This is a genomic window from Tropicimonas sp. IMCC6043, from assembly GCF_004146235.1.
Taxonomy (GTDB): domain Bacteria; phylum Pseudomonadota; class Alphaproteobacteria; order Rhodobacterales; family Rhodobacteraceae; genus Tropicimonas.
Genome location: NZ_SELO01000003.1, coordinates 125065 through 148418 on the forward strand (window position 1 = coordinate 125065; position 23354 = coordinate 148418).

The 23354-nt window shown below is 66.6% G+C and carries 26 protein-coding genes; 16 read left to right on the forward strand and 10 right to left on the reverse strand.

Going from position 1 to position 23354, the window contains the following annotated elements:
* The first annotated feature begins 119 nt into the window (after nucleotides 1-119).
* Nucleotides 120-2066, forward strand: coding sequence for a threonine--tRNA ligase (gene thrS, locus EU800_RS04860; RefSeq protein ID WP_129629127.1), 1947 nt, complete (start codon nucleotides 120-122; stop codon nucleotides 2064-2066).
* A gap of 79 nt (nucleotides 2067-2145) precedes the next feature.
* Here the strand turns inward: thrS and EU800_RS04865 are convergent, their stop codons facing one another.
* Both EU800_RS04865 and EU800_RS04870 read right to left on the reverse strand, forming a co-directional pair.
* Nucleotides 2146-2787 (reverse strand): NrsF family protein, encoded by a 642-nt coding sequence (locus tag EU800_RS04865; RefSeq protein WP_129629129.1) that lies wholly within the window; start codon nucleotides 2785-2787, stop codon nucleotides 2146-2148.
* Nucleotides 2784-3344 carry a sigma-70 family RNA polymerase sigma factor gene (locus EU800_RS04870; protein ID WP_129629131.1) on the reverse strand — a complete coding sequence of 187 codons (561 nt, stop codon included), beginning with the start codon at nucleotides 3342-3344 and terminating at the stop codon, nucleotides 2784-2786. Before EU800_RS04870 ends, EU800_RS04865 begins: the two co-directional genes overlap by 4 nt.
* Before the next feature lie 156 nt (nucleotides 3345-3500).
* Between EU800_RS04870 and EU800_RS04875 the strand changes: the two genes are divergently transcribed.
* The 5 genes from EU800_RS04875 to EU800_RS04895 all read left to right on the forward strand — a co-directional run bounded on the left by EU800_RS04875 (nucleotide 3501) and on the right by EU800_RS04895 (nucleotide 6463).
* Nucleotides 3501-3815, forward strand: a complete 315-nt coding sequence (locus EU800_RS04875) for a DUF2282 domain-containing protein (RefSeq protein ID WP_129629133.1) — start codon at nucleotides 3501-3503, stop codon at nucleotides 3813-3815.
* Between the two features lie 59 nt (nucleotides 3816-3874).
* A complete protein-coding gene (locus tag EU800_RS04880) occupies nucleotides 3875-4729 on the forward strand; it encodes a DUF692 domain-containing protein (protein WP_129629135.1) in 855 nt (284 codons plus the stop codon).
* Nucleotides 4726-5475 carry a DNA-binding domain-containing protein gene (locus EU800_RS04885; RefSeq protein ID WP_129629137.1) on the forward strand — a complete coding sequence of 250 codons (750 nt, stop codon included), beginning with the start codon at nucleotides 4726-4728 and terminating at the stop codon, nucleotides 5473-5475. The genes EU800_RS04880 and EU800_RS04885 overlap by 4 nt, the downstream gene beginning before the upstream one ends.
* A gap of 13 nt (nucleotides 5476-5488) precedes the next feature.
* The gene (locus tag EU800_RS04890; RefSeq protein ID WP_129629573.1) at nucleotides 5489-6091 is read left to right on the forward strand and encodes a DoxX family protein; all 603 of its coding nucleotides are present in this window, start codon (nucleotides 5489-5491) and stop codon (nucleotides 6089-6091) included.
* Between the two features lie 165 nt (nucleotides 6092-6256).
* On the forward strand, nucleotides 6257-6463 hold the full coding sequence (locus EU800_RS04895) for a cold-shock protein (protein ID WP_129629139.1): 207 nt from the start codon (nucleotides 6257-6259) through the stop codon (nucleotides 6461-6463).
* A gap of 219 nt (nucleotides 6464-6682) precedes the next feature.
* On the opposite strand, the gene EU800_RS04900 is transcribed toward EU800_RS04895, so the two are convergent.
* The 3 genes from EU800_RS04900 to EU800_RS04910 all read right to left on the reverse strand — a co-directional run bounded on the left by EU800_RS04900 (nucleotide 6683) and on the right by EU800_RS04910 (nucleotide 7880).
* A complete protein-coding gene (locus EU800_RS04900) occupies nucleotides 6683-7009 on the reverse strand; it encodes an arsenate reductase family protein (RefSeq protein ID WP_129629141.1) in 327 nt (108 codons plus the stop codon).
* 63 nt (nucleotides 7010-7072) lie between these two features.
* A complete protein-coding gene (locus EU800_RS04905) occupies nucleotides 7073-7471 on the reverse strand; it encodes a DUF2177 family protein (RefSeq protein ID WP_129629143.1) in 399 nt (132 codons plus the stop codon).
* A 76-nt stretch (nucleotides 7472-7547) separates the two neighbouring features.
* Nucleotides 7548-7880 (reverse strand): TraR/DksA C4-type zinc finger protein, encoded by a 333-nt coding sequence (locus EU800_RS04910; protein ID WP_129629145.1) that lies wholly within the window; start codon nucleotides 7878-7880, stop codon nucleotides 7548-7550.
* 281 nt (nucleotides 7881-8161) lie between these two features.
* Here EU800_RS04910 and EU800_RS04915 point away from each other — a divergent pair, with 281 nt between their 5' ends.
* Nucleotides 8162-8404: a BolA/IbaG family iron-sulfur metabolism protein gene (locus tag EU800_RS04915; protein ID WP_129629147.1), complete on the forward strand. Its 243-nt coding sequence runs from the start codon at nucleotides 8162-8164 to the stop codon at nucleotides 8402-8404.
* 111 nt (nucleotides 8405-8515) lie between these two features.
* Complete coding sequence (gene grxD, locus EU800_RS04920; protein WP_129629149.1) at nucleotides 8516-8875, forward strand: Grx4 family monothiol glutaredoxin; 360 nt, start codon at nucleotides 8516-8518, stop codon at nucleotides 8873-8875.
* A 155-nt stretch (nucleotides 8876-9030) separates the two neighbouring features.
* Here grxD and EU800_RS04925 read toward each other — a convergent pair whose 3' ends face one another.
* Both EU800_RS04925 and EU800_RS04930 read right to left on the reverse strand, forming a co-directional pair.
* Entirely contained in the window at nucleotides 9031-9426 is a 396-nt protein-coding gene (locus tag EU800_RS04925) for a cell division protein ZapA (protein WP_129629151.1), read from the reverse strand.
* Nucleotides 9419-9832, reverse strand: a complete 414-nt coding sequence (locus EU800_RS04930) for a hypothetical protein (protein WP_129629153.1) — start codon at nucleotides 9830-9832, stop codon at nucleotides 9419-9421. Before EU800_RS04930 ends, EU800_RS04925 begins: the two co-directional genes overlap by 8 nt.
* A gap of 354 nt (nucleotides 9833-10186) precedes the next feature.
* Here EU800_RS04930 and tkt point away from each other — a divergent pair, with 354 nt between their 5' ends.
* Both tkt and EU800_RS04940 read left to right on the forward strand, forming a co-directional pair.
* On the forward strand, nucleotides 10187-12202 hold the full coding sequence (gene tkt / locus EU800_RS04935; protein ID WP_129629155.1) for a transketolase: 2016 nt from the start codon (nucleotides 10187-10189) through the stop codon (nucleotides 12200-12202).
* A 203-nt stretch (nucleotides 12203-12405) separates the two neighbouring features.
* Nucleotides 12406-12921: a CBS domain-containing protein gene (locus EU800_RS04940; RefSeq protein ID WP_129629157.1), complete on the forward strand. Its 516-nt coding sequence runs from the start codon at nucleotides 12406-12408 to the stop codon at nucleotides 12919-12921.
* A gap of 51 nt (nucleotides 12922-12972) precedes the next feature.
* Here EU800_RS04940 and EU800_RS04945 read toward each other — a convergent pair whose 3' ends face one another.
* The 3 genes from EU800_RS04945 to EU800_RS04955 form a co-directional block, all read right to left on the reverse strand.
* Nucleotides 12973-13365, reverse strand: a complete 393-nt coding sequence (locus EU800_RS04945) for a carboxymuconolactone decarboxylase family protein (protein WP_129629159.1) — start codon at nucleotides 13363-13365, stop codon at nucleotides 12973-12975.
* 244 nt (nucleotides 13366-13609) lie between these two features.
* Nucleotides 13610-14068 (reverse strand): DNA polymerase III subunit chi, encoded by a 459-nt coding sequence (locus EU800_RS04950; protein ID WP_129629161.1) that lies wholly within the window; start codon nucleotides 14066-14068, stop codon nucleotides 13610-13612.
* A gap of 4 nt (nucleotides 14069-14072) precedes the next feature.
* Nucleotides 14073-15545 carry a leucyl aminopeptidase gene (locus EU800_RS04955; RefSeq protein ID WP_129629163.1) on the reverse strand — a complete coding sequence of 491 codons (1473 nt, stop codon included), beginning with the start codon at nucleotides 15543-15545 and terminating at the stop codon, nucleotides 14073-14075.
* A gap of 150 nt (nucleotides 15546-15695) precedes the next feature.
* Between EU800_RS04955 and EU800_RS04960 the strand changes: the two genes are divergently transcribed.
* From EU800_RS04960 to pdxA, 6 genes are all read left to right on the forward strand, one after another.
* Nucleotides 15696-16382 (forward strand): DUF2270 domain-containing protein, encoded by a 687-nt coding sequence (locus EU800_RS04960; RefSeq protein WP_242500404.1) that lies wholly within the window; start codon nucleotides 15696-15698, stop codon nucleotides 16380-16382.
* Nucleotides 16383-16524: 142 nt separating this feature from the next.
* Nucleotides 16525-17655 carry an LPS export ABC transporter permease LptF gene (gene lptF / locus EU800_RS04965; protein ID WP_129629165.1) on the forward strand — a complete coding sequence of 377 codons (1131 nt, stop codon included), beginning with the start codon at nucleotides 16525-16527 and terminating at the stop codon, nucleotides 17653-17655.
* The gene (lptG, locus tag EU800_RS04970) at nucleotides 17652-18746 is read left to right on the forward strand and encodes an LPS export ABC transporter permease LptG (protein ID WP_129629167.1); all 1095 of its coding nucleotides are present in this window, start codon (nucleotides 17652-17654) and stop codon (nucleotides 18744-18746) included. Before lptF ends, lptG begins: the two co-directional genes overlap by 4 nt.
* Nucleotides 18746-20890, forward strand: coding sequence for an LPS-assembly protein LptD (locus EU800_RS04975; RefSeq protein ID WP_129629169.1), 2145 nt, complete (start codon nucleotides 18746-18748; stop codon nucleotides 20888-20890). Before lptG ends, EU800_RS04975 begins: the two co-directional genes overlap by 1 nt.
* Before the next feature lie 110 nt (nucleotides 20891-21000).
* Complete coding sequence (locus EU800_RS04980; protein WP_129629171.1) at nucleotides 21001-22263, forward strand: peptidylprolyl isomerase; 1263 nt, start codon at nucleotides 21001-21003, stop codon at nucleotides 22261-22263.
* Nucleotides 22263-23258, forward strand: a complete 996-nt coding sequence (gene pdxA / locus EU800_RS04985; protein ID WP_129629173.1) for a 4-hydroxythreonine-4-phosphate dehydrogenase PdxA — start codon at nucleotides 22263-22265, stop codon at nucleotides 23256-23258. The genes EU800_RS04980 and pdxA overlap by 1 nt, the downstream gene beginning before the upstream one ends.
* Nucleotides 23259-23354: the final 96 nt, after the last annotated feature.

The following is a 23354-nucleotide window of genomic DNA, read 5'->3' on the forward strand; positions in this document are numbered from 1 at the left end:
CGTCGCGTCCGCCGGCGGGACCGCGCTTGACACCGCCAGCCCCAGGGCGCATTCCCCCCCTGCACAAAAATCCTGCAACCGGGCGTTCCGTGGGCGCCAAACCGACGAGGAGAGCCGATATGGCCGATATTTCCCTCACATTCCCCGATGGCGCGAGTCGCAGCTTCCCGAAAGGCACAACGCCCGCCGAGGTTGCCGCCGCGATCTCCACCTCTCTCGGCAAGAAGGCCATCTCGGCCATGGTCGACGGCCAACACTGGGACCTCCAGTGGCCGATCGAATCCGACGCCGCCATCGCCATCAACACCATGAAGGATCTGGATCCCTCGCTGGAGCTCATCCGGCACGACCTTGCGCATATCATGGCGCGGGCGGTTCAGGAGATCTGGCCGGACGTGAAAGTCACCATCGGCCCGGTCATCAAGGATGGCTGGTATTACGATTTCGACCGCGAAGAGCCCTTCACGCCCGAGGATCTCGGCCAGATCGAGGCGCGGATGAAGGAGATCATCAACCGCCGCGATCCGGTGACCACCGAGGTCTGGGAGCGCGACAGGGCGATCAAGTATTACGCAGCCAACAACGAGCCCTACAAGGTCGAGCTGATCGAGAGCATCCCCGGAAACGAGCCGATCCGGATGTATTGGCACGGCCACTGGCAGGATCTCTGCCGCGGCCCGCATTTCCAGCACACCGGACAGGTCCCGGCCGACGCCTTCAAGCTGATGAAGGTGGCCGGCGCCTATTGGCGCGGCGATTCGAACCGCCCGCAGCTCCAGCGCATCTATGGCGCCGCCTTCCTGAACCGGCAGCAGCTCAAGGACTACCTGACCTTCCTCGAGGAGGCCGAGAAGCGGGACCACCGCCGTCTCGGCAAGGAGATGGAGCTCTTCCACTTCCAGGAGGAAGCGCCGGGCATGGTCTTCTGGCACCCAAATGGCTGGACCATCTATCGCGAGATGGAAGACTACATGCGCCGCAAGCTCTCGAAAGCGGGCTACAAGGAGATCAAGACGCCGCAGGTTGTCGACCGCAAGCTCTGGGAGGCCTCGGGCCACTGGGACAAGTATCGCGAGAACATGTTCATCACCGAGATCGACGAGGAACATGCCAACGAGAAGCGGATGAACGCGCTCAAGCCGATGAACTGCCCCTGCCACGTGCAGGTGTTCAACCAGGGCATCAAGAGCTATCGCGATCTGCCGCTCAGGCTTGCCGAGTTCGGTTCCTGCCACCGCTACGAGGCGCATGGCGCGCTGCACGGCCTCATGCGCGTGCGCGGCTTCACGCAGGACGACGCGCACATCTTCTGCACCGAGGACCAGATCGAGCAGGAATGCGCGAGCTTCATCGACCTTCTGAGCGACATCTACCGCGACAGCGGCTTTTCCAGGTTCGACATCAAGCTCTCGACCCGCCCGGAAGTGCGTGTCGGCTCCGACGAGGTCTGGGACAGGGCCGAGGCGGCGCTCGAAAAGGCGATCCTCAGCATCCGCAACGATTTCGAGCTTGACCCCGGCGAAGGCGCCTTCTACGGGCCGAAGCTCGACTTCAAGCTCACCGACGCGATCGGACGGGAATGGCAATGCGGCACCTTCCAGGCCGATTTCAACCTGCCCGAGCGTCTTGACGCGACCTATATAGGCGCGGATGGTGAGAAACACCGCCCGGTCATGCTGCACCGCGCGGTGCTCGGGAGCTTCGAGCGGTTCATCGGGATCCTGATCGAGAACTATGCCGGGCGCATGCCGATGTGGCTCGCCCCGCGGCAGGTGGTCGTCGCCTCGATCGTCTCGGACGCGGATGAATTCGTCCTCGAGGCGGTGAAGACCCTGAAGGATGCCGGGCTCCGCGCCGAGGCCGACATCCGCAACGAGAAGATCAACTACAAGGTCCGTGAGCATTCGGTCGGCAAGGTTCCGGTGATCCTCGCCATCGGGCAGCGCGAGGTAGAAAACAGGACCGTCACCGTCCGCCGGCTCGGCGAAAAGCAGACCGTGACCGTGCCGCTGGAAGAGATCGTCGCGCAGCTGGCCGAGGAGGCGCTGCCGCCGGATCTGCGATAGACCGGACCATCTCCGGGAGAATGATAACGGGCGCCCGAAGGCGCCCGTTATCCTTAGCGGCGATCATTTCGGCGGGACTTCACCAGCGCAGAAAACGCCGCCCCAAGAGCGCGCCGAGCCCCGCGACCAGCAAGATACCGAGATTGTACCAGACTCCGTAGAAGAGAGGCGAATCCTCGGTGCAGAACAACGAATAGACCGCCGTCGCCAGCCCAGCGGACGCCAGCCCGGCCAGGGCACCGCAGCGCGCGGGATGGACGGGCGCGCCTTGCCGCAGAACGGCCAGCAGCCCGCCGAGAATCGGTAGCGACAGCAACATGATCGAGGGCAGGCAGACGTTAATCGAATGGCCGATGAAGAGCTGCAGGCGCTGCCCTGCCGCGGTCGTGAGAAGCGCCCAGAGGAGCAGCCCCGCCATCGCCGCCGGAACGATCCAGACCAGGCGGGCGGCGGCGCCGACGGGCGCAGCCGGCCGTGCGGTGCGCAGGACGATGCTCCAGGCGAGACCGCCGAGAAGAAGCGGCAGCAGCGTCTTCGCCAGCGTAACCGGCTTCGACATAGCGGCGGATAGTTCCGGCCGCGGACCGTAGAACGCGGCGAAAAGCGCCAGAGTCACCGCGAAACCGGCCGCCACGGCTAGGGCGGCATGCCGCTCGAGGGACGTGCCGGAGACCGGCGCGGCATCCGCGGCAAGGCTGGTGATCAGGTCTTCGGTCTTCATTTCGTCACGTGTTCCTTCTCTTGGTCCGCCGCTGCCAGCTGGCGCAGCCGGGTCAGCGCGCGGTGATAAGCGACGCGCACCGCCCCTTCGCTCATTCCGAGGCGCCCGCCGACATCGCCGGCGCTCTCTCCGTCCAGCGCCACCGCCCGCACAATCCGCGCGGAGCGCTCGTCGATCTGTCCGAGCAGGCGGGCCAGATCGCGCGCCACCGTCGGATCAACCTGCCCCTCGTCCGGCAGGCGCTCCGCCAGATCCTCGATCGGCACCTGCTGCGCGCTGCGCCTGTCTCGGCGAAACGCATCGGCCGTCTTGTACCGCGCGATCGCGTAGACCCAGGGCGTCACCGGATCGGTATCGCGCCAGGTGTGGCGCTTAGCGTGGATCGCCAGCAGAACCTCCTGAACGACGTCCTCGGTCCCTTCCTCTCTCCCGGAGCGGCCCCTGACAACCGTCCGGATCACCGGCGCCGCTTCGGTCAGGAACTGCGCATAGGCACTCGCCTCACCACGGTTCGCCCTCCGCAGGAGATCCCCCCATCGGTCGTTGCGATCCGTCATTGTTCCTCCATTCGCGCGAGACGACGAAACGTTACAGTCTGATGCCAAAATTGGCCATTTTGGTCACCTGTTCGTGAGGCGCGTAACATTCTCTGCCCGGGCAACGAACAGATTGGCACGGACGCCATGATGGCGCCGATCATTCGGAGAGTATTCATGAAAGCAACCAACACAACCATTCTCGTCAGCGCCGCGGCCGCTGCCTTTTCGGCCTTTGCAATGTCGGCCTCGGCTCAGACCCAAGTCACGTCGGAGCAGATGATGGGCAAGGAAAAGTGCTACGGCGTCGCGTTGGCCGGGCAGAACGACTGCGCCGCCGGACCCGGCACCACCTGCGCCGGAACCGCCAAGGTCGACTACCAGGGCAATGCCTGGGAACTGGTCGACGCCGGCACCTGCGAGAGCATGGAACTGCCGGACGGCCGCATGGGCTCGCTCGAGCCGCTCGACCGCGACCTGCCCGCCGGCTGATCCCCATCCCCGCGCCCGGCGAGAGGACCGCCGGGCGTGCCTTCCCACAGGAGAACACGATGCTCGATGCAACCAGGTCCGGGAGCCTGCCGAACGCCGCCGGCGTCGGCTACAAGCCGCAGCATTTCGCGGCCATCATGGAAGATCCCGGCCCGGTTCGCTGGCTTGAGATCCATGCCGAGAACTACATGGGCGACGGCGGCCGCCCGATTGCGCAGCTCCGCCATCTCGCCGAGCGCTTCCCGATCTCGGTCCATGGCGTCGGCCTCTCCATCGGCGGCGAAGCGCCGCTGGACACCGAGCACCTTTCGCGCCTGCGTCATCTGGTGGATTGGCTGAACCCCGCAAGCTTTTCCGAGCACCTGGCCTGGTCGACCCATGACACGGCCTTCCTCAATGACCTACTCCCCTTGCCCTATACCGCGGCGACCCTAGACCGTGTCGCCGCGCATATCGACCAGGTTCAGGAGGCGCTCGGCCGCCGGATGCTGCTCGAGAACCCCTCGACCTATCTCGCCTTCGCCGAGAGTGAGATGAGCGAGACCGATTTCCTGCGCGAGATCGCGCGGCGCACCGGCTGCGGGCTGTTGCTCGACATCAACAATGTCTTCGTCTCGGCCACCAACCAGCAGACCGATCCGCGCGCCTATATTGCCGACTTCCCGCTCGATCTGGTGGGTGAGATGCATCTCGGCGGCCATGACGAACAGATGGACGAGCATGGGGCGCCGCTGCTGATCGACAGCCACGGAACGGAGGTCGTTGACCCGGTCTGGACCCTATACGCCGAGACCATCGCCCGGATGGGCCCGCGGCCCTCGCTGATCGAGTGGGACAACGATGTTCCGGACTGGCCGGTGCTGGCCGCCGAGGCGGCGCGCGCCGACCGCATCCTTGCGCCTGTGTCGCAATGAGCGTCGTCCAGACAGACTTTCGCGCGGCGATTCTCGATCCCGCGCGCCCCGCGCCCGCGGGCCTCGTCGACCCGGAGGGGCGTCCGGCCGGCAAGCGCTTCGACGTCTACCGCAACAATGTCGTGGTGAGCCTCACGAACGCGCTGGCCGAGGCCTTCCCGGTCATCCGCAAGCTCCTGGGCGAAAACAATTTCTCCATTCTCGCGCACCAGTTCGTCCGCGCGCATCCACCGGACTCGCCGCGGATCGCGCTCTATGGCGGGGCGCTGCCTGCCTTTCTCGAGGGCTTCGAACCGGTCCGCCATCTCGGCTACCTGCCCGATGTGGCGCGGCTCGAACACGCGCTCAGGGAAAGCTACCACGCCGCCGACGTCCCGGCGGTCGATCCTGCCGCGCTTGCGGCCCTGCCGCCCGACCGTCTGCTGGTCGCCCGCCTCACCCTCGCCCCGACGCTGCGATGGGTCGCGTCGGACTGGCCGATCGCAGCGATCTGGCATTTCAACGCCACAGGCGGACCTAAACCGGCGATGCAGGCTGAAACCGCGCTCGTCACGCGGCCCGATTTCGACCCTGTCGTGACCGCACTCTCGCCCGCCGGCGGCGCGTTCGTGTCAAATCTCGCGGCCGGAGAGAGGATCGGCGCGGCGATCGACGCCGCCACCGCCCGCGCTGCCGATTTCGACCTCGCCGCAACCCTTGCCGCCCTCGTCTCCGGCGGCGCGATCACCGCCATCGAGGAGGACTGACCCCATGACCGACATGACCCACGCCCCGGATCACCCGACCACAGCCCGCCGCCTCTTCGCCGGCGCCATCTCGCTCCACAACGCGGTCTTTTCCCAAATCGACCGTGCGCTCTCCGCCTGGGCCATTCCCACGCTGGCCCGCTTCACTTTCGCCGCCGTGCTGCTCTTCTACTTCTGGGCCTCGGCCGCGACCAAGGTCGGCGACGGCATCTTCGGTATCCTGTCGCCTTCAGTCGGCGCCTACGCGCAGATCTTCCCGCAGAAGGCCGAGGCGGTGCTCTACGACACATCGCAGTTCTCGCTCTTTGAGAAGCTGGTGATCCTTGCCGGCACCTGGGCGGAATTCCTGCTGCCCGCGCTCATCGTCCTCGGACTCTTCACCCGCCTCGCCGCGCTCGGCATGATCGGCTTCGTCACCGTGCAGTCGCTCACCGACATCCACGGCCACAACGCCGACGCCGCCACCATCGGCGCCTGGTTCGACCGCGCCTCCGACAGCCTGATCCTGGACCAGCGCGCGCTCTGGATGTTCCTTCTCATCACCCTGGTGCTGCGCGGTGCGGGCCCGCTCTCGCTCGACAGGCTGCTTGGCATAGACCGGCCGGTCCCGGGATAGGGCCCATTCTCGGGGGTTGTTTTGTTACAAAACTCCGTCACCATTGCCTCTGTGACGATGCCACCCACGACTCACTGGCCCAGCCTTCAAAAGAAAGTCCGGCGGCGTGACCACACCGCCGCAATTCTGTGGGCGGAGAATGACCAGACGAAGGAGACGCGGGAAATGCCGACCGGCACCGTGAAATGGTTCAATACCACCAAGGGTTTCGGGTTCATTGCGCCCGATGAAGGCGGAAAGGACGTTTTCGTCCATATATCCGCCGTCGAGCGCGCCGGAATGACTGGCCTGGCCGACAACATGAAGATCGAATACGAGCTGCGCGAAGGCCGCGACGGACGAAGCTCGGCCATCGATCTCAAGGCCATCTAACGACCGAATCCCACGCATCGAACCAGCCGCCTGCCCCCAGGCGGCTGGATTTCTACGGTCGAGCGGACGTTTCCACGACGCATGGATCCCGGGCATTTGCGCGATAGCCCGCCCAGATTTCCGGCGCCGCACCAAAGAGACCGACCTGCTGCCCCAAGCCAAAGGGGCGATCCTGCCGGTGCCGGGGTGGTGTTCCGGCGGCTGCGACTGCCCGCGCCCTTACCCGATCCACTCGCCCTGCACCGCCGCGTCCCAGCCGAGCGTGCGCCGCAATCCTTCCACGAGCACCGGACGTTTCATGAGCGTCGGATGCGCGGCCAGAAGATCGTCGGGCGAAGCGTTGCGCGCGTCCTCCGGCAACTGCCGCCAGGTTGTGGACCGGCGGTTGATGAGCGCCTCGCCGAATTCGGCAAGCAGGTCGACGCGTTCTTCCGGGCTCAGCGGCGACTCGCGCACATCGCGAAAGGTGACGTCCCGGCCTGCGGCCTCGAGCGCCTTGCGCGCCTTCCGGCAAGTGTCACAACTGGAAAGACCGTAGAGGATCATGGGGGCGGCTCCGTCATGTCTCGCGGGCCCAAGCCATGGCATAGGGCGCCGCGGCGCGCAAGCTCAGGTCAGCGCCCGCGCGATCGTCACCCCGCCCCAGGCCGAGATCCCGGTAACGACGGCGCCCCAGGTCATGTCGGTGGCGACCATCGCAGCGCTCCAGTCGCGCATCACCGCGTGGCTGGTAAGCTCGAACGTGCCATAGGCAACAAGGCCAAGCAGCGCGCCTTGGGTCAGCGCGGTCATCGGCGTGCCCGCCCGCAAGGCGGGCAGCGAGACGAAATGCATCACGCCCAGCATGTAGAGAAAGTAGAACAGCGCCGCCGGCAGCAGCCGCGGCTCCTCCAGAAGGCGGTCGCCGAGCTGGCTCTCGAAGAGCGGGCGCAGCACGAAACTCAGCATCACCGCGTCGAGCGCGAGAAAGATCAGGCCAGTGGCCAGGAACAGGACCAGAAACGTCATCGGCACCTCCAATGGCCGGAGAGCTAGCGGCCCAGATGGCGCTGGCAAGGGGTCGGTCGCAGATTCGTCGGCGTCGTCAGGCGCCCCGCGTGCAGTCCGCGCAGCGGGCGAGCGCGGCGTCGGCGGCAAGCCGGTCCGCGCCGATCTCCTCGCCGCAATCCGTGCAATAGCCATATTCGCCCGCCTCGAGCCGCGCCAGCGCTGCCTCCAGGCGGCGGCGCTCGCCGGCCCGGCGGCGGCTCTGCGCCTGCGCCATCGCCTGGTGCTGCAAGGCATCCATGCGCGACAGCCGCCCGGTCGCGCTCTGGTCGAGCGCCACCGTGGCGCGCGCGTCGGCGCTGGCCGCCTCCTCCTCCGCGAGCGAAGAAAGAGCGGCGTTCAGGCGCTGGCGGATTTCGTCATCGGTCATGTGCCGAACCTTGCAGAGGCGGCACGCGCCCGCAAGCGCAACGCAGCGCACGCTGCCAGGGCGGAAGGCGCAACACCGCGTCCTCTTGTGTCAGGATCGTCCTGCAGCGGGTGCGGAACCATGCAGTTGGCTCCTGTCCGTGCCGCGCCCCGCTGCACCCCTCCCAAGAAATGACGACCTCGTCCCGGTGAGCCCCCACGGCCCGCCGGGCATTCGCGCCTTGCAGCCCCGCCTCGCTGCCCCTAATTTCTCCACGAGACCCGAACAACAGGAACCTGCCCATGGCCATCGAGGCCCATGAAATCGAGACCCTTCTCCGCCAGTCCTTCCCGAATGCCACGATCGTGGTCAACGACCTCGCTGGCGACGGCGCGCATTTCGCCGCCGAAGTGATCGACGAGAGCTTCCGCGGCAAGAACCGCGTCGAGCAACAGCGCCTCGTTTATGCCGCGCTGAAGGGAAAGATGGACGGCAAGGACGCCGATCTGCACGCGCTGGCGCTGACCACCAAGGCGCCGGGCTAAGCCGGTCGGCGCGATCCGGCGGTTGACCCCGGCACCGCTGCGTGCCGGGATCGGCCCAAGCGCCCGGGGCCGGCAATGGCCCCGCCCCCAGACAAAGACAAAGGAAACGCCATGTCGGCCAAGGACACCATCACACAGACCGTCACCGAGAACGACGTCGTTCTCTTCATGAAGGGCACCAAAATGGCGCCGCGCTGCGGCTTCTCGCAGCGTGTGGCCGGCGTGCTCAACTACATGCAGGTCGATTTCGCGGATGTCGACGTGCTCGAGGACGACGAGATCCGCCAGGGCATCAAGGACTATTCCGACTGGCCGACGATCCCGCAGCTCTACGTGAAGGGCGAATTCGTCGGCGGCTGCGATATCGTCACCGAGATGACGCTTTCGGGCGAACTCGACCAGCTCTTCGCGGAGAAGGGCGTGAGCTTCGACAAGGCCGCCGCCGACAAGATCCGCGAAGCCAACGGCTGAACCGTCGCGAACGCGGGATAGGCCGCAAGAGCGCGGCCACCCGCCCCCGGCGCCACGGATCGCATCGCGGCGGACATGTCCGCAGGCGGGCGCCGGCGTCTTCTGCTTGGAATTATTGCCGCCTGACGCAAGGTCCGAAGGACCGGTGCCTCGGCTCAGCCCGCGGCCTTTTCCTCGATCTGCGCCGCGAGCGCCTCGGCCTGGGCCGCGAGTTCTGCCAGCGATTCCTTCACCTGGGTCGGAATCACCGCGACCTCGACTCGCTCCGGCTCCGGCGCCGGCATCGCCTGCATCTCTTCGATGAGCCGCTCCCGCCGCGCCAGCTTCTCCTCCGCAGCCGCCGCCTTCTGCTCGTAGGCCGCGGTCCGGTCGGCCAGCATCAGCCCCGCCATCAGCAGCATCCGCGCCTCCGGCATGCGCCCGATCTGGCTGACCAGGCCGCGCGCCTCGCGGTCCAGCATCGCCGCCGCGTCGCGCAGATACTGCTCCTCGCCCTCCTGGCAGGCGACCCTGAACTCCTTGCCGCCGATCTCGATCGTCACTTCAGGCATTGGTCTGCTCCTGCACCAGCGGCTCGAGCGCTGCGATCAGCCCGTCGAGCTCGGCGCGGTCGGCGCCCCGCTGCTCGCTCAGGGCCTCGAGCTCGGCCTCGAGCTGGGCAATCCGCTCCTGCTGGCGCTCCTTCATTGATTTCAGGGACTGGATCCGCTCGCGCAACTGCCCGCTGGCGGTGGTCTCGGCCTCCAGAGCCTCGGTGAGCCGCGCCGCCTCGGCGGCCACGGTCTCGGCCCGCTCCGTCGCCTCTCGCGCCGCTGCCTCGGCTGCCTCCGCCTTTGCCCGCGCCCGGTTCAGGTCCTCGGGCGAAACGCCCTCCCCGGGCGTCATCGCCTCGACCGCCCGACCGATCCGATCCATGGCGGCGGCGATCCGGCCCTCAAGCTCGGAAATCTCGCTCATCCTGCCCTCCTGGTCTGCTCACCTCGTTGCTGCCGCACGGTCTGTCCCGACCGCCCGGGCGCGCGAATCGCCCGTTCCGGCAGTTGAGCGCGAGTTTACGCAAGAGTTCTCCAAAATGCGCCCCCTATAACGCTCAGGCACTTACAGGGCTTTCTTCATGTGGGTGGAATGGCTTGGCAGCAACCGCACCGGAGTGCGCATCGCGCCGCCCCTGTGACCTTGCTGCGCTTGACCCGCGCGATTGGGTCGTTACACCGCCAGATTGTCATGGAATGGCGACCGCGGACCGTCCGGTTCCGGCCGGTCGTCAGACGCCGCACCATCGAGACGCCGCACCATCGAAAGGACAAAGCCTTGGACATTGCAGCCCTCAGAGACGCCCATCCCGAGCATTGGCAGAAAGCCTGCGCGATCCGCGCGCTGACGCTCGACGCGGTGGCCGCCGCCAATTCCGGCCATTCCGGCATGCCGATGGGCATGGCCGACGTCGCCACCGTGCTCTTCGAGAAGCACCTCAAGTTCGACGCCGCCAATCCCGACTGGCCAAACCGCGACCGCTTCATCCTGTCGGCCGGCCACGGCTCGATGCTGCTCTACTCGCTGCTCTACCTCACCGGCTCGCCCGACATGACGCTCGAGCAGGTGAAGAACTTCCGCCAGCTCGACTCGATCACCGCCGGCCACCCCGAATACGGCCACGCCAAGGGCATCGAGACCACCACCGGCCCGCTCGGCCAGGGCATCTCCAACTCGGTCGGCTTCGCCATGGCCGAGGAGCACCTGCGCGCTGTCTGGGGCAAGGCGATCTACGACCACTACACCTATGTCATCGCCGGTGACGGCTGCCTGATGGAAGGCGTGAGCCAGGAAGCGATCACGCTTGCCGGCAAGCAGCGGCTCGGCCGGCTGATCGTCTTCTGGGACAACAACGGCATTACCATCGACGGCAAGGTCGAGATCGCCGACGTGACCGATCAGAAGAAGCGCTTCATGGCCGCCGGCTGGCAGGTCCTGGAATGCGACGGGCATGACCCGGAGGCGATCGACGCCGCCATCGTCAAGGCCAAGGCCTCGCGCAAGCCCTCGATGATCGCCTGCAAGACGCATATCGCGCTCGGCTCCTCGGCTCAGGACACCTCCAAGGGCCACGGCGCGCTGACCGACGCGAAGCTGATCGAGGACGCCAAGGCCGTCTATGGCTGGACCTCCGGGCCGTTCGAAGTGCCTGCGGACGTGAAATCGGCCTGGGAGGCCATCGGCGCCCGCGGCAAGCCCGAACGCGAAGCCTGGGAAGGCCGGCTGGCCGGACTCTCGGACGCCCGCCGCGCACGCTTCGAACGCGCCATCGCCGGCGACATGCCCGACAAGCTCGGCCGCGCGCTGAAGTCCTACCGCAAGCAGCTCTGCGAGGACAAACCCAACGTCGCCTCCCGGAAAGCCTCCGAGATGGCGTTGAACGTCATCAACAAGGTGTTGCCCGAGACCATCGGCGGCTCCGCCGACCTCACCGGCTCGAACAACACCAAATCCTCGGAAATGACGGTGTTCGACGCCTCCAACCGCCGCGGCCGTTATGTCCATTTCGGCGTGCGCGAGCATGGCATGGCGGCGGCCATGAACGGCATGGCGCTGCATGGCGGCCTGCGGCCCTATGGCGGCACCTTCATGTGCTTCACCGATTACGCAAGGCCCTCGATGCGGCTCTCGGCGCTGATGGGCGTGCCGGTGGTCTATGTGATGACGCATGATTCCATCGGCCTCGGCGAGGACGGCCCGACCCACCAGCCGGTGGAACATCTGGCGATCTCGCGCGCCACGCCGAACACGCTGGTCTTCCGGCCTGCCGACGCGGTGGAAACTGCCGAAGCCTGGGAACTGGCGCTGGCGCAGAAGACGACACCCTCGGTGCTGGCGCTTTCGCGGCAGAACCTGCCGGCGGTGCGCACCAAGCACAAGATCGAGAACCTCTCCGCCAAGGGTGCCTATGTACTGGCCGAAGCCGAGGGCAAGTGCCAGGTGATCCTGATGGCCACCGGTTCGGAAATCACGCTGGCGATGGAGGCCCGCGAGGCGCTGCAGGCCGAGGGCATCGGCACCCGCGTCGTCTCGATGCCCTGCATGGAGCTCTTCGAGGCCGCCGACCCGGAGTATCGCGCCAAGGTGCTCCCCGCCGGTCCGGTCCGCGTCGCCATCGAGGCCGGCGTGCGCATGGGCTGGGATCGCTGGCTCCTCGGCGAAGGCGGCGATGCGGCGAAAGCGGATTTCGTCGGAATGTCGAGCTTCGGCGCCTCGGCCCCGGCGGAGGTGCTCTACGAGCATTTCGGCATCACCGCCGCCGCAACGGTGGAAAAGGCGAAGGCGCTGCTCTGACGCCAAACGTCTGACGACACGCCCTGCAGGCCGGCCGCATGGATTGCGGCCGGCCGGTTCGTTTTCCCTTCCCTCAGACGCATCTCCGCAATGCCGAAAAATCGTTCTGGCAACACCGGGAAGCCGGGCTAGACTGAATCCGAACTTGAACGGCGACAGATCACCGGGCGACCGGACGGGAACGGAAGAGACGGAAGGTATCGATGAAGACCAGATCCCATTTCGGGCATGAAAGCCCGAACACGCACAGCCAATCGATCGAATCGAATGTCGGGCACATGTCGGAGGCGACCGCGGAGACCCTGCTGGCCGAGAAGGGGCATGAGGTCGTCTCGGTCCGCCCGGCCGATTCGATCCGGCATGTGGTCGAGGTCATGAACCAGCACGGCATCGGCTCGGTGGTGGTCAAGGACCAGAACGGGCACCTCGTCGGTATCCTGACCGAGCGAGACCTCGTCAACGGCTTCGCCGTCCACCAGGAGGACACGCCGGACAACACCCCTGCCTCGGACCTGATGACCAAGGACGTCGTCACCGCGACGCCGCAGACGCGCATCCTCGACATGCTCAAGCAGATGTCGGATCACCGCTTCCGGCACATGCCGGTGCTTGACGGCGACCATATCGTCGGCCTGATCTCGATCGGTGACGTGGTGAAGTTCCGCCTGCGGGAACTGGAATACGAGTCGCTGAAGCTGAAGCAGATGATCGTCGGCTGATCCATTCAGCGCCCCGCCGCCCCGGGTCCCCCGGAGCGCGCGGGGTCTGGTTCAGTTGAGCGGAACCAGAGTGTCGACTTCGGCCTTGAAGGCTTCCATGTCGTAGGCGTTGCCGTTCAGAACGGTGCTCCACATCCGCGTGTCGGCAGCGGCGGCAACAGCGGCCTTGATCTCCAGATCGCTCGCGCCTGCGGCCTTGGCCGCGCGGGTGTGGAAATAGATGCAGTACGTGCAGGGGATCTGTGCCGCGACGCCAAGCTGGATGAGCTGCATGGTTTTCATGTCGATGGCAGCCTGGTCGCCTTCGAGAGCGCCAAGAAGGCCCATTGCGGCCCCGAGAGCGTAATCGGGATAGGTTTCCTTGTACATTTCCGGCGCCTCTTGAGCCATCGCCGGAGCACAGAGAAAAGCGGTCAGGACCGCGGACGTGAGAATGGTCTTCATGGATCTCTCCCTGAATTTTCTATGGAATTCCCACACCCTCTCCGAAAGTTTACCATACGTCACTTAATTTGTTAACGCAGATTGGATGGCGGTCAGCAGGTCCGTCGGTTTCGCATTGCAGCCGATCCCGCGCAGGCGGGCGCATACTCCTGAGCCGCGATTTCCCGAAATTCACAAGAGCTCCCGGCGAAGAGACTCTCGTCCACGGAAGTTCCGGAGCGGCTGGTCGGCGGGTGGTCCCGCCTCAGCTCTCCGCCTTCATCTCCCACCGCCCGGATTCCTCCGACCAGTATTGCGCCGCCGCTCCCGCGCCGGTCAGCGCCTTCCACTGGACCCGTGCGGTTTGCACCGCGTCGCCGTCGCGACCGTCGAAGAGGATGCAGACCCGCTCGAGCGCCGCGACCTCCGCGGCTGTTACCTCCGCCCCGTCGACCGAGATCAGGCAGGCGGCTCCGTTGGGCAACTCCGCGCTGCTGGTCAGCAGGACCGGCTGGTCGGCATCATTCTCGCTGCCGGCAAGGCCATGCGGCAGGAACGCCTCCTCCGGCCCGAGCCAGAGCTTCTGGTCGAGCCAGTCGAGCCGCGCCGCCTCCCGCCCCCGCACCGCCACCCGCCAGCCGCGCTGCAGCGATTTCTCCAAGAGCATCGCCAGCGTGACTTCGAGCGGCGCACGCGTGAGGTGGTAGAACAGCGCCTGGCCCAAGGCATCAGCCCTCGAACCGGTCCCGGATCATCCGGTCGAGCGCCATCACGCCCCAGCCCGAAGCGCCCTTGGGCGCCCATGCCGGCGGCTTGGCGGGCTGTGCGACACCGGCGATGTCGAGATGGATCCAGGGCGTGTCGTCCTTGACGAAGCGGTGCAGGAACTCCGCCGCCGTCACCGCTCCACCCCAGCGGGTGCCGACATTCTTCACGTCCGCTTTTTCGGATTTCAGCAGCTCGGCGTAATTCGGCCCGATCGGCATCCGCCAGGCGCCCTCGCCCTCGGCCTTCGCCGCCGCGAGGAAGCCGTTCGCAAAGGCATCGTCATTTGAGAAGACGCCGGCATTGTCATGCCCGAGCGCGACGATGATCGCGCCGGTGAGCGTCGCGAGGTCGACCATGCCGGAAGGCTTGAACCGCTCCTGCGCGTACCACATCACGTCGCCCAGAACGAGCCGGCCCTCGGCGTCGGTGTTGATCACCTCCACCGTGTCGCCCTTCATCGAGGTCACGATGTCGCCAGGACGCTGCGCCCGCCCGTCCGGCATGTTCTCCACCAGCCCGACGAGGCCGACGACATTGGCCGCGGCCTTCCTGAGCGCCAGCGTCTTCATCACGCCCGCGACCACACCTGCGCCGCCCATGTCCATTGTCATGTCTTCCATGCCGGCGGCGGGCTTGATCGAAATGCCGCCGGTGTCGAAGACCACCCCCTTGCCGACCAGTGCCAGCGGCGCCTCCTTGCCGCCACCGTTCCAGCGCATGACGACGACCTTCGAAGGGCTCTCGGAGCCATGTCCGACGCCGAGCAGCATCCCCATTCCGAGCTCGGCCAGACGATCCTCCTCCAGCACCTCGACCTCGAGCCCGAGATCGCCGAGCGCCGCCAGCCGGTTCGCGAAATCCTCGGTGGTCAGTCGGTTGGCCGGCAGGTTGACGAGGTCGCGGGTGAAATAGACCCCCTCGGCCACCGCCCGGACCGCATTCATCTGCGCCTCGAGCGCCTCCGGGTTGGTGACCATCACGCGGATCGCGCCTGCCTCCGGCTCCGCCGCCTCGCCGCTGCGGCATTCCTTGAAGGCGTAGCTGCGCAGCAGCGCACCGAGGAGGAGGTCGCCTAGCCCCTTGCGCGCCCCGGCGAGCGCGAGCACGTCCTTCTTGCCGCGCGCCTTGCCTAGCGCGGCACCGGCCTTGCGCAGCGCCTCGGTGTCGGGCTTCGCCTCAAGCCGGACCACCAGGATCGAGGACGCCACAAGCCCCGCCGGCCAGGCGAGCTCGGTCGACTCGCCCGGCTTCAGCTTGCCGAAGGCATCGCTCTCGGCGAAGCGGGCCAGCGCGCCCCGGGTCAGCCGGTTCACCCGCCGCGCCCCCTGATCGAGCTTGCCGTCTGCGGGAAGGAAGACGGCAATGCTCCCGTCGAACCCGGCAATGGCGTCGATGGCGAGGGCGTCGATGGCGAGGGCGGGCAATTGGGTCATGGCGGTACTCCGGAGATTGCTTTTCCCCTACCTAGGCCGCTGCGGCGCCCGGCGCCAGCACCGGCACGGGCTATTTCGCCATTCTGCCGGTTCCGTCGCGCCGCGCGCCGCGCTAGGCTCGGAACACGGGACAGGCTTTGGGGAGGGGCTGTGGACGGAGAGACCCAGGACGACCGCCAGGACCGCCGGGAATTCACCCCCGCCGAAATCGGAGCGCTGTCGCATCTTTATCGTGGCGAGGTCTACCGCTCGACGATCTGGCGCACGCGGCTCGACACGACCACAAACTGGTCGGTAGTCTCGCTTGGCGCGGCCTTCTCGCTCACCTTCTCCAGTCCGGAGGCCTCGGCGCTTCCCTTGCTGCTGGTCGGGTTGCTGATCATGACGCTGATGCTGCTGGAAGCGCGGCGCTATCGCTATTTCAACGTCTGGCGGGCGCGAGCGCGGTATCTCGAGGTCCATTTCTATGCGCCGATGTTGGATGATGGCGACCTCATGACGGAGAAGAACTGGCAGAAGGTACTGGCGGAGGACTACTGGCGGCCGAACTACCACGTCTCCCTGCTGACGGCGATGGGGCGACGGATCCGGCGCAACTATCTCTGGATCCTGAGCGTGCAGATGGCGGCCTATGTCGGCAAGCTGGTGATCCACCCGGTCTCGGCGACCTCGCTCGAGCAGGTAATCCGACGCGCCGATATCGGCCCGCTGCCGGGCGAGCTGGTGATCGGTTTCGGCGTCACATATCTCACGGCCTTTCTGGTGATCGCGCAGGTGACGAGCCGGAGGGACGCGGCCCGCTCGGCGCTGCGCGATCGCGGACGGTCGCTCGGGTAACGCGGCGGCCGGTCAACCGCGCGGCCGGGCGGAAATCTGCCTGCGACCGTGGCGCGATACAAAGGGAGCGCGGAATGGCGGCATTGTTTGCTCTGCCGCAATTCGCTACTCCGGTGCAAAGCTTTCCCCCGGAGTCCCGCACGTGACGAGATTCGACCGATATTACCTCTACCAGCTGATCGTCCTTTTCGGATTCTTCTCGCTGGTCCTGGTTTCGGTCTACTGGGTGAACCGCGCGGTGATTCTCTTCGACGAGATCCTCTCGGACGGCCAGTCCGCTGGCGCCTTCTTCACCCTCACCCTCTTCACCCTTCCCAATGTCGTGCGCATGGTGCTGCCGATCTCGGCCTTCGCCGCGACGGTCTATGTGACCAACCGGATCACGACCGAGAGCGAGCTTGTCATTGCACAGGCAGTCGGCATCTCCTTCTGGCGCCTCGCCCGGCCTGTCGTGGCTTTCGGCCTCATCGCCTCGCTGCTCATGGCGCTGCTGGTGCATGTCCTCGTGCCGGTCTCGCGCACCGAACTCGCCGATCGCACCGCCGAGATCGAGGCCGATATCGCCGCGCGCTTGCTCACCGAAGGCCGATTCCTCCACCCGGTTACCGGCATCACCTTCTATATCCGGTCGATCGACCGGGATGGCGAGTTGCGGGATGTCTACCTCTCGGATGCCCGTTCGGAGCGCTCGCGCACCGACTATCTCGCCGCGCGCGCCTATCTCGTCCAGGAGGCGACCGGACCCAAGCTGGTCATGGTCGACGGCACGGCCCAGACCTACGGGCGAGAGGACGGCCGGCTCGCCATCACGTCCTTCGGAAGCCTGACCTATGATGTCGGCGCGCTGATGGAGGCCGCCGGCCGCGGCCGGCGCGACGTGCGGGAATACGACACCGCCACGCTCTTCAACCCCGACGAATCGGCGCTCGCCGAAACCCGCAGCGACCGTGCCCGCTTCCTCTACGAGGGCCATCTGCGCATCGCCCAGCCCTTCAACCCGCTCATCGTTTCGCTGATGGGATTCGCCGCTCTGATGCTCGGTGGGTTCTCCCGGTTCGGAATCTGGCCGCAGATTGCGCTTGCCGTCGTGCTTATCATCCTGCTTCAGGCGATCGAGAACGGCGCCGCCGAGATGGCCCGGCGCGACACCGCGCTCTGGCCGCTGGTCTACCTGCCGAGCGTGCTCGGCCTGCTGACGACGACGGCCATGCTCTGGATCGCTGGCCGGCCGGCCGCGTTCCGCCGTATCCGGCGGGCGGAGGCGGCGCCATGAAGCTGCAATTCTACTTTGCGCGAAAGTTCCTCTGGTTCACCGCCGGCCTCTTCGTGACTTTCGCCATCTTCATGATCCTGCTCGACATGGTCGAGCAGATGCGGCGCTTCGACGATATCGGCCTAACCTTCACCGCCGCGCTGCATCTCTCGGCGCTGTCGGTTCCCGAGACCCTTTACCTCATCCTGCCGCTGATCGTGATGCTCGCGACGCTGGCGCTGTTCCTGTCGCTCGCGCGCACCTCCGAACTCGTCGTTACCCGGGCCGCCGGGCGCTCGGCGATCCGGGCGATGATCGCCCCGGCGCTCGCAGCCTTTTTCGTCGGCGTGCTGGGCGTGGCGGTAATCAACCCCTTTGTCGCCGCCACCAAACACGCCTACGAGAGCCTCGCGGCGGAATATTCCGGCAATGGCGGATCGACGCTCTCGGTCAGCCGCGACGGGCTCTGGCTCCGGCAGGGAAGGCCGCAGAGCCAGAGCGTGATCCGCGCCGAACGCGCCAATCTCGACGGCACCGAGCTCTATGACGTGACCTTCCTCACCTTCGACACCGATGGCGGCCCGAGACGCCGCGCCGAGGCCAAGGTCGCTCGGCTCGGCCAGGGCGCCTGGGATCTCGAGGATGTGAAGGTCTGGCCGCTCGACGTACCGAACCCCGAGGCCGAGGCCGAGATACATGCGACGTTCCAGATCCCGTCGCCGCTGACCCGCGAGCAGATCCGCGACAGTTTCGGTACGCCTTCCGCTGTGCCGATCTGGGAACTGCCGGCCTATATCGCCAATCTCGACAATGCCGGCTTCTCGGCCCGCAGCCATCGCGTCTGGTTCCAGATGGAGCTCGCCCTGCCCTTCTTCATCGCCTCGATGGTGATGATCGGCGCCGGTTTCACGATGCGACACACCCGCTTCGCCCGCACCGGGCTGATGGTGCTGCTGGCCTTGCTGATGGGGTTTTCCGCCTTCTTCATCCGAAATTTCGCGCAGATCCTCGGCCAAAACGGCGATATCCCGGTGATGCTCGCGGCCTGGGCGCCGCCGGCGATCGCGGCGATGATGTCGCTGGGGCTGCTCTTGCACACGGAGGACGGCTGATGGTCCGCCGGTTCCTCCGTTTCGTCGCCGCGCTGGCCCTCGTCGGACTCGCAACCACCGTCTCGGCGCAGGAGACGGGCGAGGATGCGGTTCCCGCCATGCTGATTGCCGACCGGGTCGAGATCCTCGGCGACGGCAAGCTGGTTGCCTCGGGCGCGGTCGAGGCGATGCAGGGCGACTATCGGCTCAAGGCTTCGAAGATCACCTACGATCCCGAGACCGAGACGATCGACATCGTCGGACCGATTATCCTGCAACAGGGTGAAAACTCGGTGATGCTGGCCGACAGCGGGCAGCTTTCGACGGATCTGAAGGAAGGCTTGCTGGATTCGGCGCGCATCGTGCTCGACCAGCAGTTGCAGATCACGGCGGTCGAGGCCAATCGCGTCGGCGGGCGTTATACCCAGCTCTACAACACCGTCGCCTCGTCCTGCTCGGTCTGCGCTGCAAGGCCAATCCCGATCTGGCAGATCCGTGCGCGGCGGGTGGTGCATGACGAGCTCGAGAAGCAGATCTATTTCGACCACGCCTTCTTCGAGGTGATGGGCATCCCGATCATCTACCTGCCGCAGCTTCGCCTGCCGGACCCGACGCTCGAGCGCGCCACGGGATTTCTCACGCCCTATATCCGGAACAGTTCTGAGCTCGGCTTCGGTATCAAGACACCCTGGTTCTGGGCCATCGACGACCACCGGGACCTCACCCTCACGCCTTATCTCGCGGTCGACTACACCGCGACGCTCGAGCTGCGTTACCGGCAGGCCTTCCGCCGCGGCTATACCGAGTTCAACGGCGCGATCAGCTACGACAACCTCACCGACGAGAACCCGCGCGGCTATGTCTTCGGGTATGGCTGGTTCAGCCTGCCGCGCGGCTTCCGCCTTGCTTTCGACATCGAGGCGGCGAGCGACGCCGATTATCTCGACGTCTATGACTATCTCAACAAGGACCGGCTCGAGAGCGCGATAAGCCTCACACGGGTCCGCCGCGACAAGATGTTCTGGGCCGAAGTGATCCGCTACGAATCGCTGCGCTCCAACGAGAGCAATCTGACCCAGCCCTATCGCGTTACCGACGTGACCTGGCGCCGGCGGATGGATGCTCCGGTTGTCGGCGGCGTGCTCACCTTCGGAATGGACCTGCATGGCCACCAGCGCCGGTCCGCGGAGAACGTGATCGGCCGCGACGTCGGGCGGCTGACGGCCGAAGTGGACTGGTGGCGCGACTGGATCGGACCCTGGGGCCTGAAGCTCGGGGTGCAGACCGCAGCGTTCCTCGATCACACGGTGATCCTAGACGACAGCAATTTCGAGTCGCCCGTCACCCAGGTCCAGCCCTATGGCGTGATCGATCTCAGGTGGCCCTGGATCCGGCAGGGTGCGCGGGCAAGCCATGTCATCGAGCCGGTGGCGCAGATCGTCTGGAGCCCCGAGATCGAGAACCTGACCCCGAATGACGAGAGCACGCAGCTCGAGTTCGACGGTGGGAATCTCTTTTCGCTGTCCCGCTTCCCGGCCTATGACGAGTTCGAGAGCGGGCTTCGGGCCAATCTCGGGCTGAGCTACTCGTTACAGGACATGTCCGGCTGGACCATGACGGCGACGGCCGGGCGTATCCTGCGTGCCGAAGACCTGGGCCAGTTTGACGGTTTCAGGGTCTTCGAGGGACAGACCTCGGATTGGCTTGCCGAACTGCGCTTCGAATTCCTGGACGTGTTCAGCTTCAACAATCGCGCGACCTTCGACGGAGATCTCGGCCTCGACCGCGCCGAGATCCGTTTCGGGCTCGAGCAGGACACATATGAAATCGCCTCCAGCTTCATCTGGCTGGAGCCGAGCAGCATCGAGAATCGCGGTTACAAGATCCGCGAATGGAACATCGCGGCCGACTGGGATGTGAGCGAGCGCATCCAGACCTCGATCGACCTGCGCTATGACCTTGAATTCCAGCGCGCGGCGCGGACCCGGCTCGGTCTGGAATACCGTACCGAATGTGTGGATTACGGTCTGGGAATCCTGCGCCGCTACACCGAGATCGATCAGCAGGATCCGTCGACGGATATCACCTTCCAGATCGATCTCGCGGGGGTCTCCGGCGCCGGCACCGGCCGAAGCCGGCCGCGGCGGCTCGGATGCCGGGGTTAGACCCGCACGACCGGCTCGGCCGCGCCAGTCTTGCCCGGCCGGGCGGGCTGGCATAGAACGCGAAAGACCGGGGCGGAGGCCGCGGCAGGCAGGAGCGAGGGCATGGGGCAATGATCCGGGGAATTGTGGCGTTCATGGCGCGGCCGGTGGCCGGAGCGTTGGCGGCGATGCTGGCGCTGTGCCTCGCGCTCACGGCCGGCGCGGCCGCAGCGCAATCGGGCAGAACCTTCTCGCCGGTCGCCTATGTCAACGACAGGGCCATCACGAATTACGAGTTGCAACAGCGCATGACCGTCCTGCAGCTCTTCGGCACGCCGGGCGATCTCCGCGAGCTGGCGCTGGAGCAGTTGATCGATGACCGGCTGCGGCTCGCCGTGGCGGCGCAGTTCGAGGTCGTGCCCACACAGGAGCAGGTCGCTGCGGGCCTGGAGGAGTTCGCCGGCCGCGCCAACCTCGATGTCGAGACTTTCCTCGGCGCGCTCGCTGAACGGGGCGTTTCCGAAGAGACGATGCGTGATTTCGTTCGGGCCGGTCTGGCTTGGCGCGAGGTCGTGCAGGGTCTCTATGGCGCGCGCGCACAGGTGAGCGAGGCCGAAGTCGACCGGGTCGTTGCCGTGACCGTGCGGCAGTCCGACGCCGAGGTCGAGCTGGCCGAGATCCGGCTGCCGGCGGGCAACCAGGCCGATCTGGCGAAGTCCGAAGTGCTTGCCAACGAATTGCAGCAGACGATCCAGACGCCTGCGGGCTTCGCCAAGGCGGCGCGGCGCTACTCGATCGCACCGAACGCAGAGAACGGCGGCCGCGACGAGGCAGCGAAACCGCTCGGGTCCCTGCCCGAGGCGGTAAGGACCCAGGTCATCACGCTCTCGCCCGGCCAGATCACCGAACCGGTGCAGATCGGCAATACGCTGTCGATCTTCCAACTCCTCGCGCTGCGCGAGACAGCGCTGACAGAGGCCGAGCCGGTGGCCATCGAGTACGCCGAATACCTGATCCCGGGCGGGCGCAGCGAGGCGGCGCTGAACGAGGCCGCGAAGGTGGCCGGCCGGGTCGACAGCTGCGACGATCTCTACGGGATCAATCTCGGACAGCCGCCCGAGAGGCTGGTCCGCTACACCCGACCGCTCAACGAGGTTCCCGCCGATGTGGCGCGCGAACTCGCGGCGCTCGACGCCGGCGAAGTCTCGACTGCGCTGACCCGCGGCAGCAATCTCGTCCTGCTGATGGTCTGCGAGCGGGTGGCGACGCTCGACCCGGCGGATGTGCCGAGCCGCGAGGCGATCCGCCGGCGGCTCTTTGCGCAGCGGCTCGCCGCCTATGGCGACGCCTATCTCGCCGAGCTCAAGGCCGACGCCATCATCCGGTATCCGTGATGTCCGCCGCCACCGGCGCCGCCGCCCTGCCCCCGGTGATGAGCTGCGGCGAGCCGGCCGGCGTCGGTCCGGAAATCGCCGCGCGCGCCTGGGACAGGTTGCGTGACAGCCTGCCCTTCGCCTGGATCGGCGATCCGGCCCACCTGCCTCAGGGAACGCCGCTGGAACTCGTCGACTCCCCGGCCGACGCTGCGACGGTCGCCGCGACGGCGCTGCCGGTGCTCGCTCATCCCTTTGCCGCGCCGGCCGTTCCCGGACAGCCCGACCTCGCCAATGCCGCCGGGGTCGTCGAGGTGATCGCGCGGGCGGTCGGGCTGGTGCAGGCGGGGCAAGCGTCCGCGGTGGTGACGGCGCCGATCAACAAGAAGGTCCTGCAGGACGGCGCGGGCTTTGCCTATCCCGGCCATACCGAGTATCTCGCCGCGCTTGGCGGCGTCGACCGTGTCGTCATGATGCTGGCCTGCGAGGCGCTCAAGGTGGTGCCGGCGACGATCCATATCGCGCTCTCAGAGGTGCCGGCGGCGCTCACGCCGGAGTTGCTACGAGACAGCATCCGGATCACCGCGGCGTCGCTTGTCCGTGACTTCGGCGTGGCCGCGCCGCGGCTGGCGGTGGCCGGGCTCAACCCGCATGCCGGCGAGGGTGGCGCGATGGGGCGCGAGGAACTCGACTGGATCGCGCCGCTGCTGGAAGAACTGCGCGCCGAGGGGATCGCGCTCGCCGGCCCCCTGCCCGCCGACACGATGTTTCACGCCGAGGCGCGGGCGCGCTATGACGCGGCGATCTGCGCCTATCACGACCAGGCGCTGATCCCGATCAAGACGCTGGATTTCGCCCGCGGCGTGAACGTGACGCTCGGCCTGCCCTTCATCCGCACCTCGCCCGACCACGGCACCGCCTTCGACATCGCGGGCCGGGGCGTGGCCGACATCCGCTCGACAGTGGAGGCGCTGCGGATGGCGGAACGGATGGCGGCGCGGCGGGCGGCGGCGTGACAAGTTCGGAGGGTGTCCGGGGGGCCCTCCGCACCCCAAGCGCCCTCGTGAGGGAGCGCTGCCGCCGAGGACATTTTGGAACAGAAGAAGGATGCC

Excerpts from the sequence above, each read along its gene's own strand:
- EU800_RS04955 (WP_129629163.1), bottom strand. The coding sequence starts at position 15,545 with ATGACCCAATTGCCCGCCCTCGCCATCGACGCCCTCGCCATCGACGCC.
- EU800_RS04890 (WP_129629573.1), top strand. The coding sequence starts at position 5,489 with ATGACCCACGCCCCGGATCACCCGACCACAGCCCGCCGCCTCTTCGCC.
- EU800_RS04885 (WP_129629137.1), top strand. The coding sequence starts at position 4,726 with ATGAGCGTCGTCCAGACAGACTTTCGCGCGGCGATTCTCGATCCCGCG.
- EU800_RS04980 (WP_129629171.1), top strand. The coding sequence starts at position 21,001 with ATGATCCGGGGAATTGTGGCGTTCATGGCGCGGCCGGTGGCCGGAGCG.
- EU800_RS04975 (WP_129629169.1), top strand. The coding sequence starts at position 18,746 with ATGGTCCGCCGGTTCCTCCGTTTCGTCGCCGCGCTGGCCCTCGTCGGA.
- EU800_RS04895 (WP_129629139.1), top strand. The coding sequence starts at position 6,257 with ATGCCGACCGGCACCGTGAAATGGTTCAATACCACCAAGGGTTTCGGG.
- EU800_RS04905 (WP_129629143.1), bottom strand. The coding sequence starts at position 7,471 with ATGACGTTTCTGGTCCTGTTCCTGGCCACTGGCCTGATCTTTCTCGCG.
- pdxA (WP_129629173.1), top strand. The coding sequence starts at position 22,263 with ATGTCCGCCGCCACCGGCGCCGCCGCCCTGCCCCCGGTGATGAGCTGC.
- EU800_RS04870 (WP_129629131.1), bottom strand. The coding sequence starts at position 3,344 with ATGACGGATCGCAACGACCGATGGGGGGATCTCCTGCGGAGGGCGAAC.
- EU800_RS04875 (WP_129629133.1), top strand. The coding sequence starts at position 3,501 with ATGAAAGCAACCAACACAACCATTCTCGTCAGCGCCGCGGCCGCTGCC.
- EU800_RS04900 (WP_129629141.1), bottom strand. The coding sequence starts at position 7,009 with ATGATCCTCTACGGTCTTTCCAGTTGTGACACTTGCCGGAAGGCGCGC.
- EU800_RS04915 (WP_129629147.1), top strand. The coding sequence starts at position 8,162 with ATGGCCATCGAGGCCCATGAAATCGAGACCCTTCTCCGCCAGTCCTTC.
- EU800_RS04940 (WP_129629157.1), top strand. The coding sequence starts at position 12,406 with ATGAAGACCAGATCCCATTTCGGGCATGAAAGCCCGAACACGCACAGC.
- EU800_RS04930 (WP_129629153.1), bottom strand. The coding sequence starts at position 9,832 with ATGAGCGAGATTTCCGAGCTTGAGGGCCGGATCGCCGCCGCCATGGAT.
- lptG (WP_129629167.1), top strand. The coding sequence starts at position 17,652 with ATGAAGCTGCAATTCTACTTTGCGCGAAAGTTCCTCTGGTTCACCGCC.
- EU800_RS04865 (WP_129629129.1), bottom strand. The coding sequence starts at position 2,787 with ATGAAGACCGAAGACCTGATCACCAGCCTTGCCGCGGATGCCGCGCCG.
- EU800_RS04925 (WP_129629151.1), bottom strand. The coding sequence starts at position 9,426 with ATGCCTGAAGTGACGATCGAGATCGGCGGCAAGGAGTTCAGGGTCGCC.
- EU800_RS04910 (WP_129629145.1), bottom strand. The coding sequence starts at position 7,880 with ATGACCGATGACGAAATCCGCCAGCGCCTGAACGCCGCTCTTTCTTCG.
- EU800_RS04945 (WP_129629159.1), bottom strand. The coding sequence starts at position 13,365 with ATGAAGACCATTCTCACGTCCGCGGTCCTGACCGCTTTTCTCTGTGCT.
- EU800_RS04880 (WP_129629135.1), top strand. The coding sequence starts at position 3,875 with ATGCTCGATGCAACCAGGTCCGGGAGCCTGCCGAACGCCGCCGGCGTC.
- thrS (WP_129629127.1), top strand. The coding sequence starts at position 120 with ATGGCCGATATTTCCCTCACATTCCCCGATGGCGCGAGTCGCAGCTTC.
- grxD (WP_129629149.1), top strand. The coding sequence starts at position 8,516 with ATGTCGGCCAAGGACACCATCACACAGACCGTCACCGAGAACGACGTC.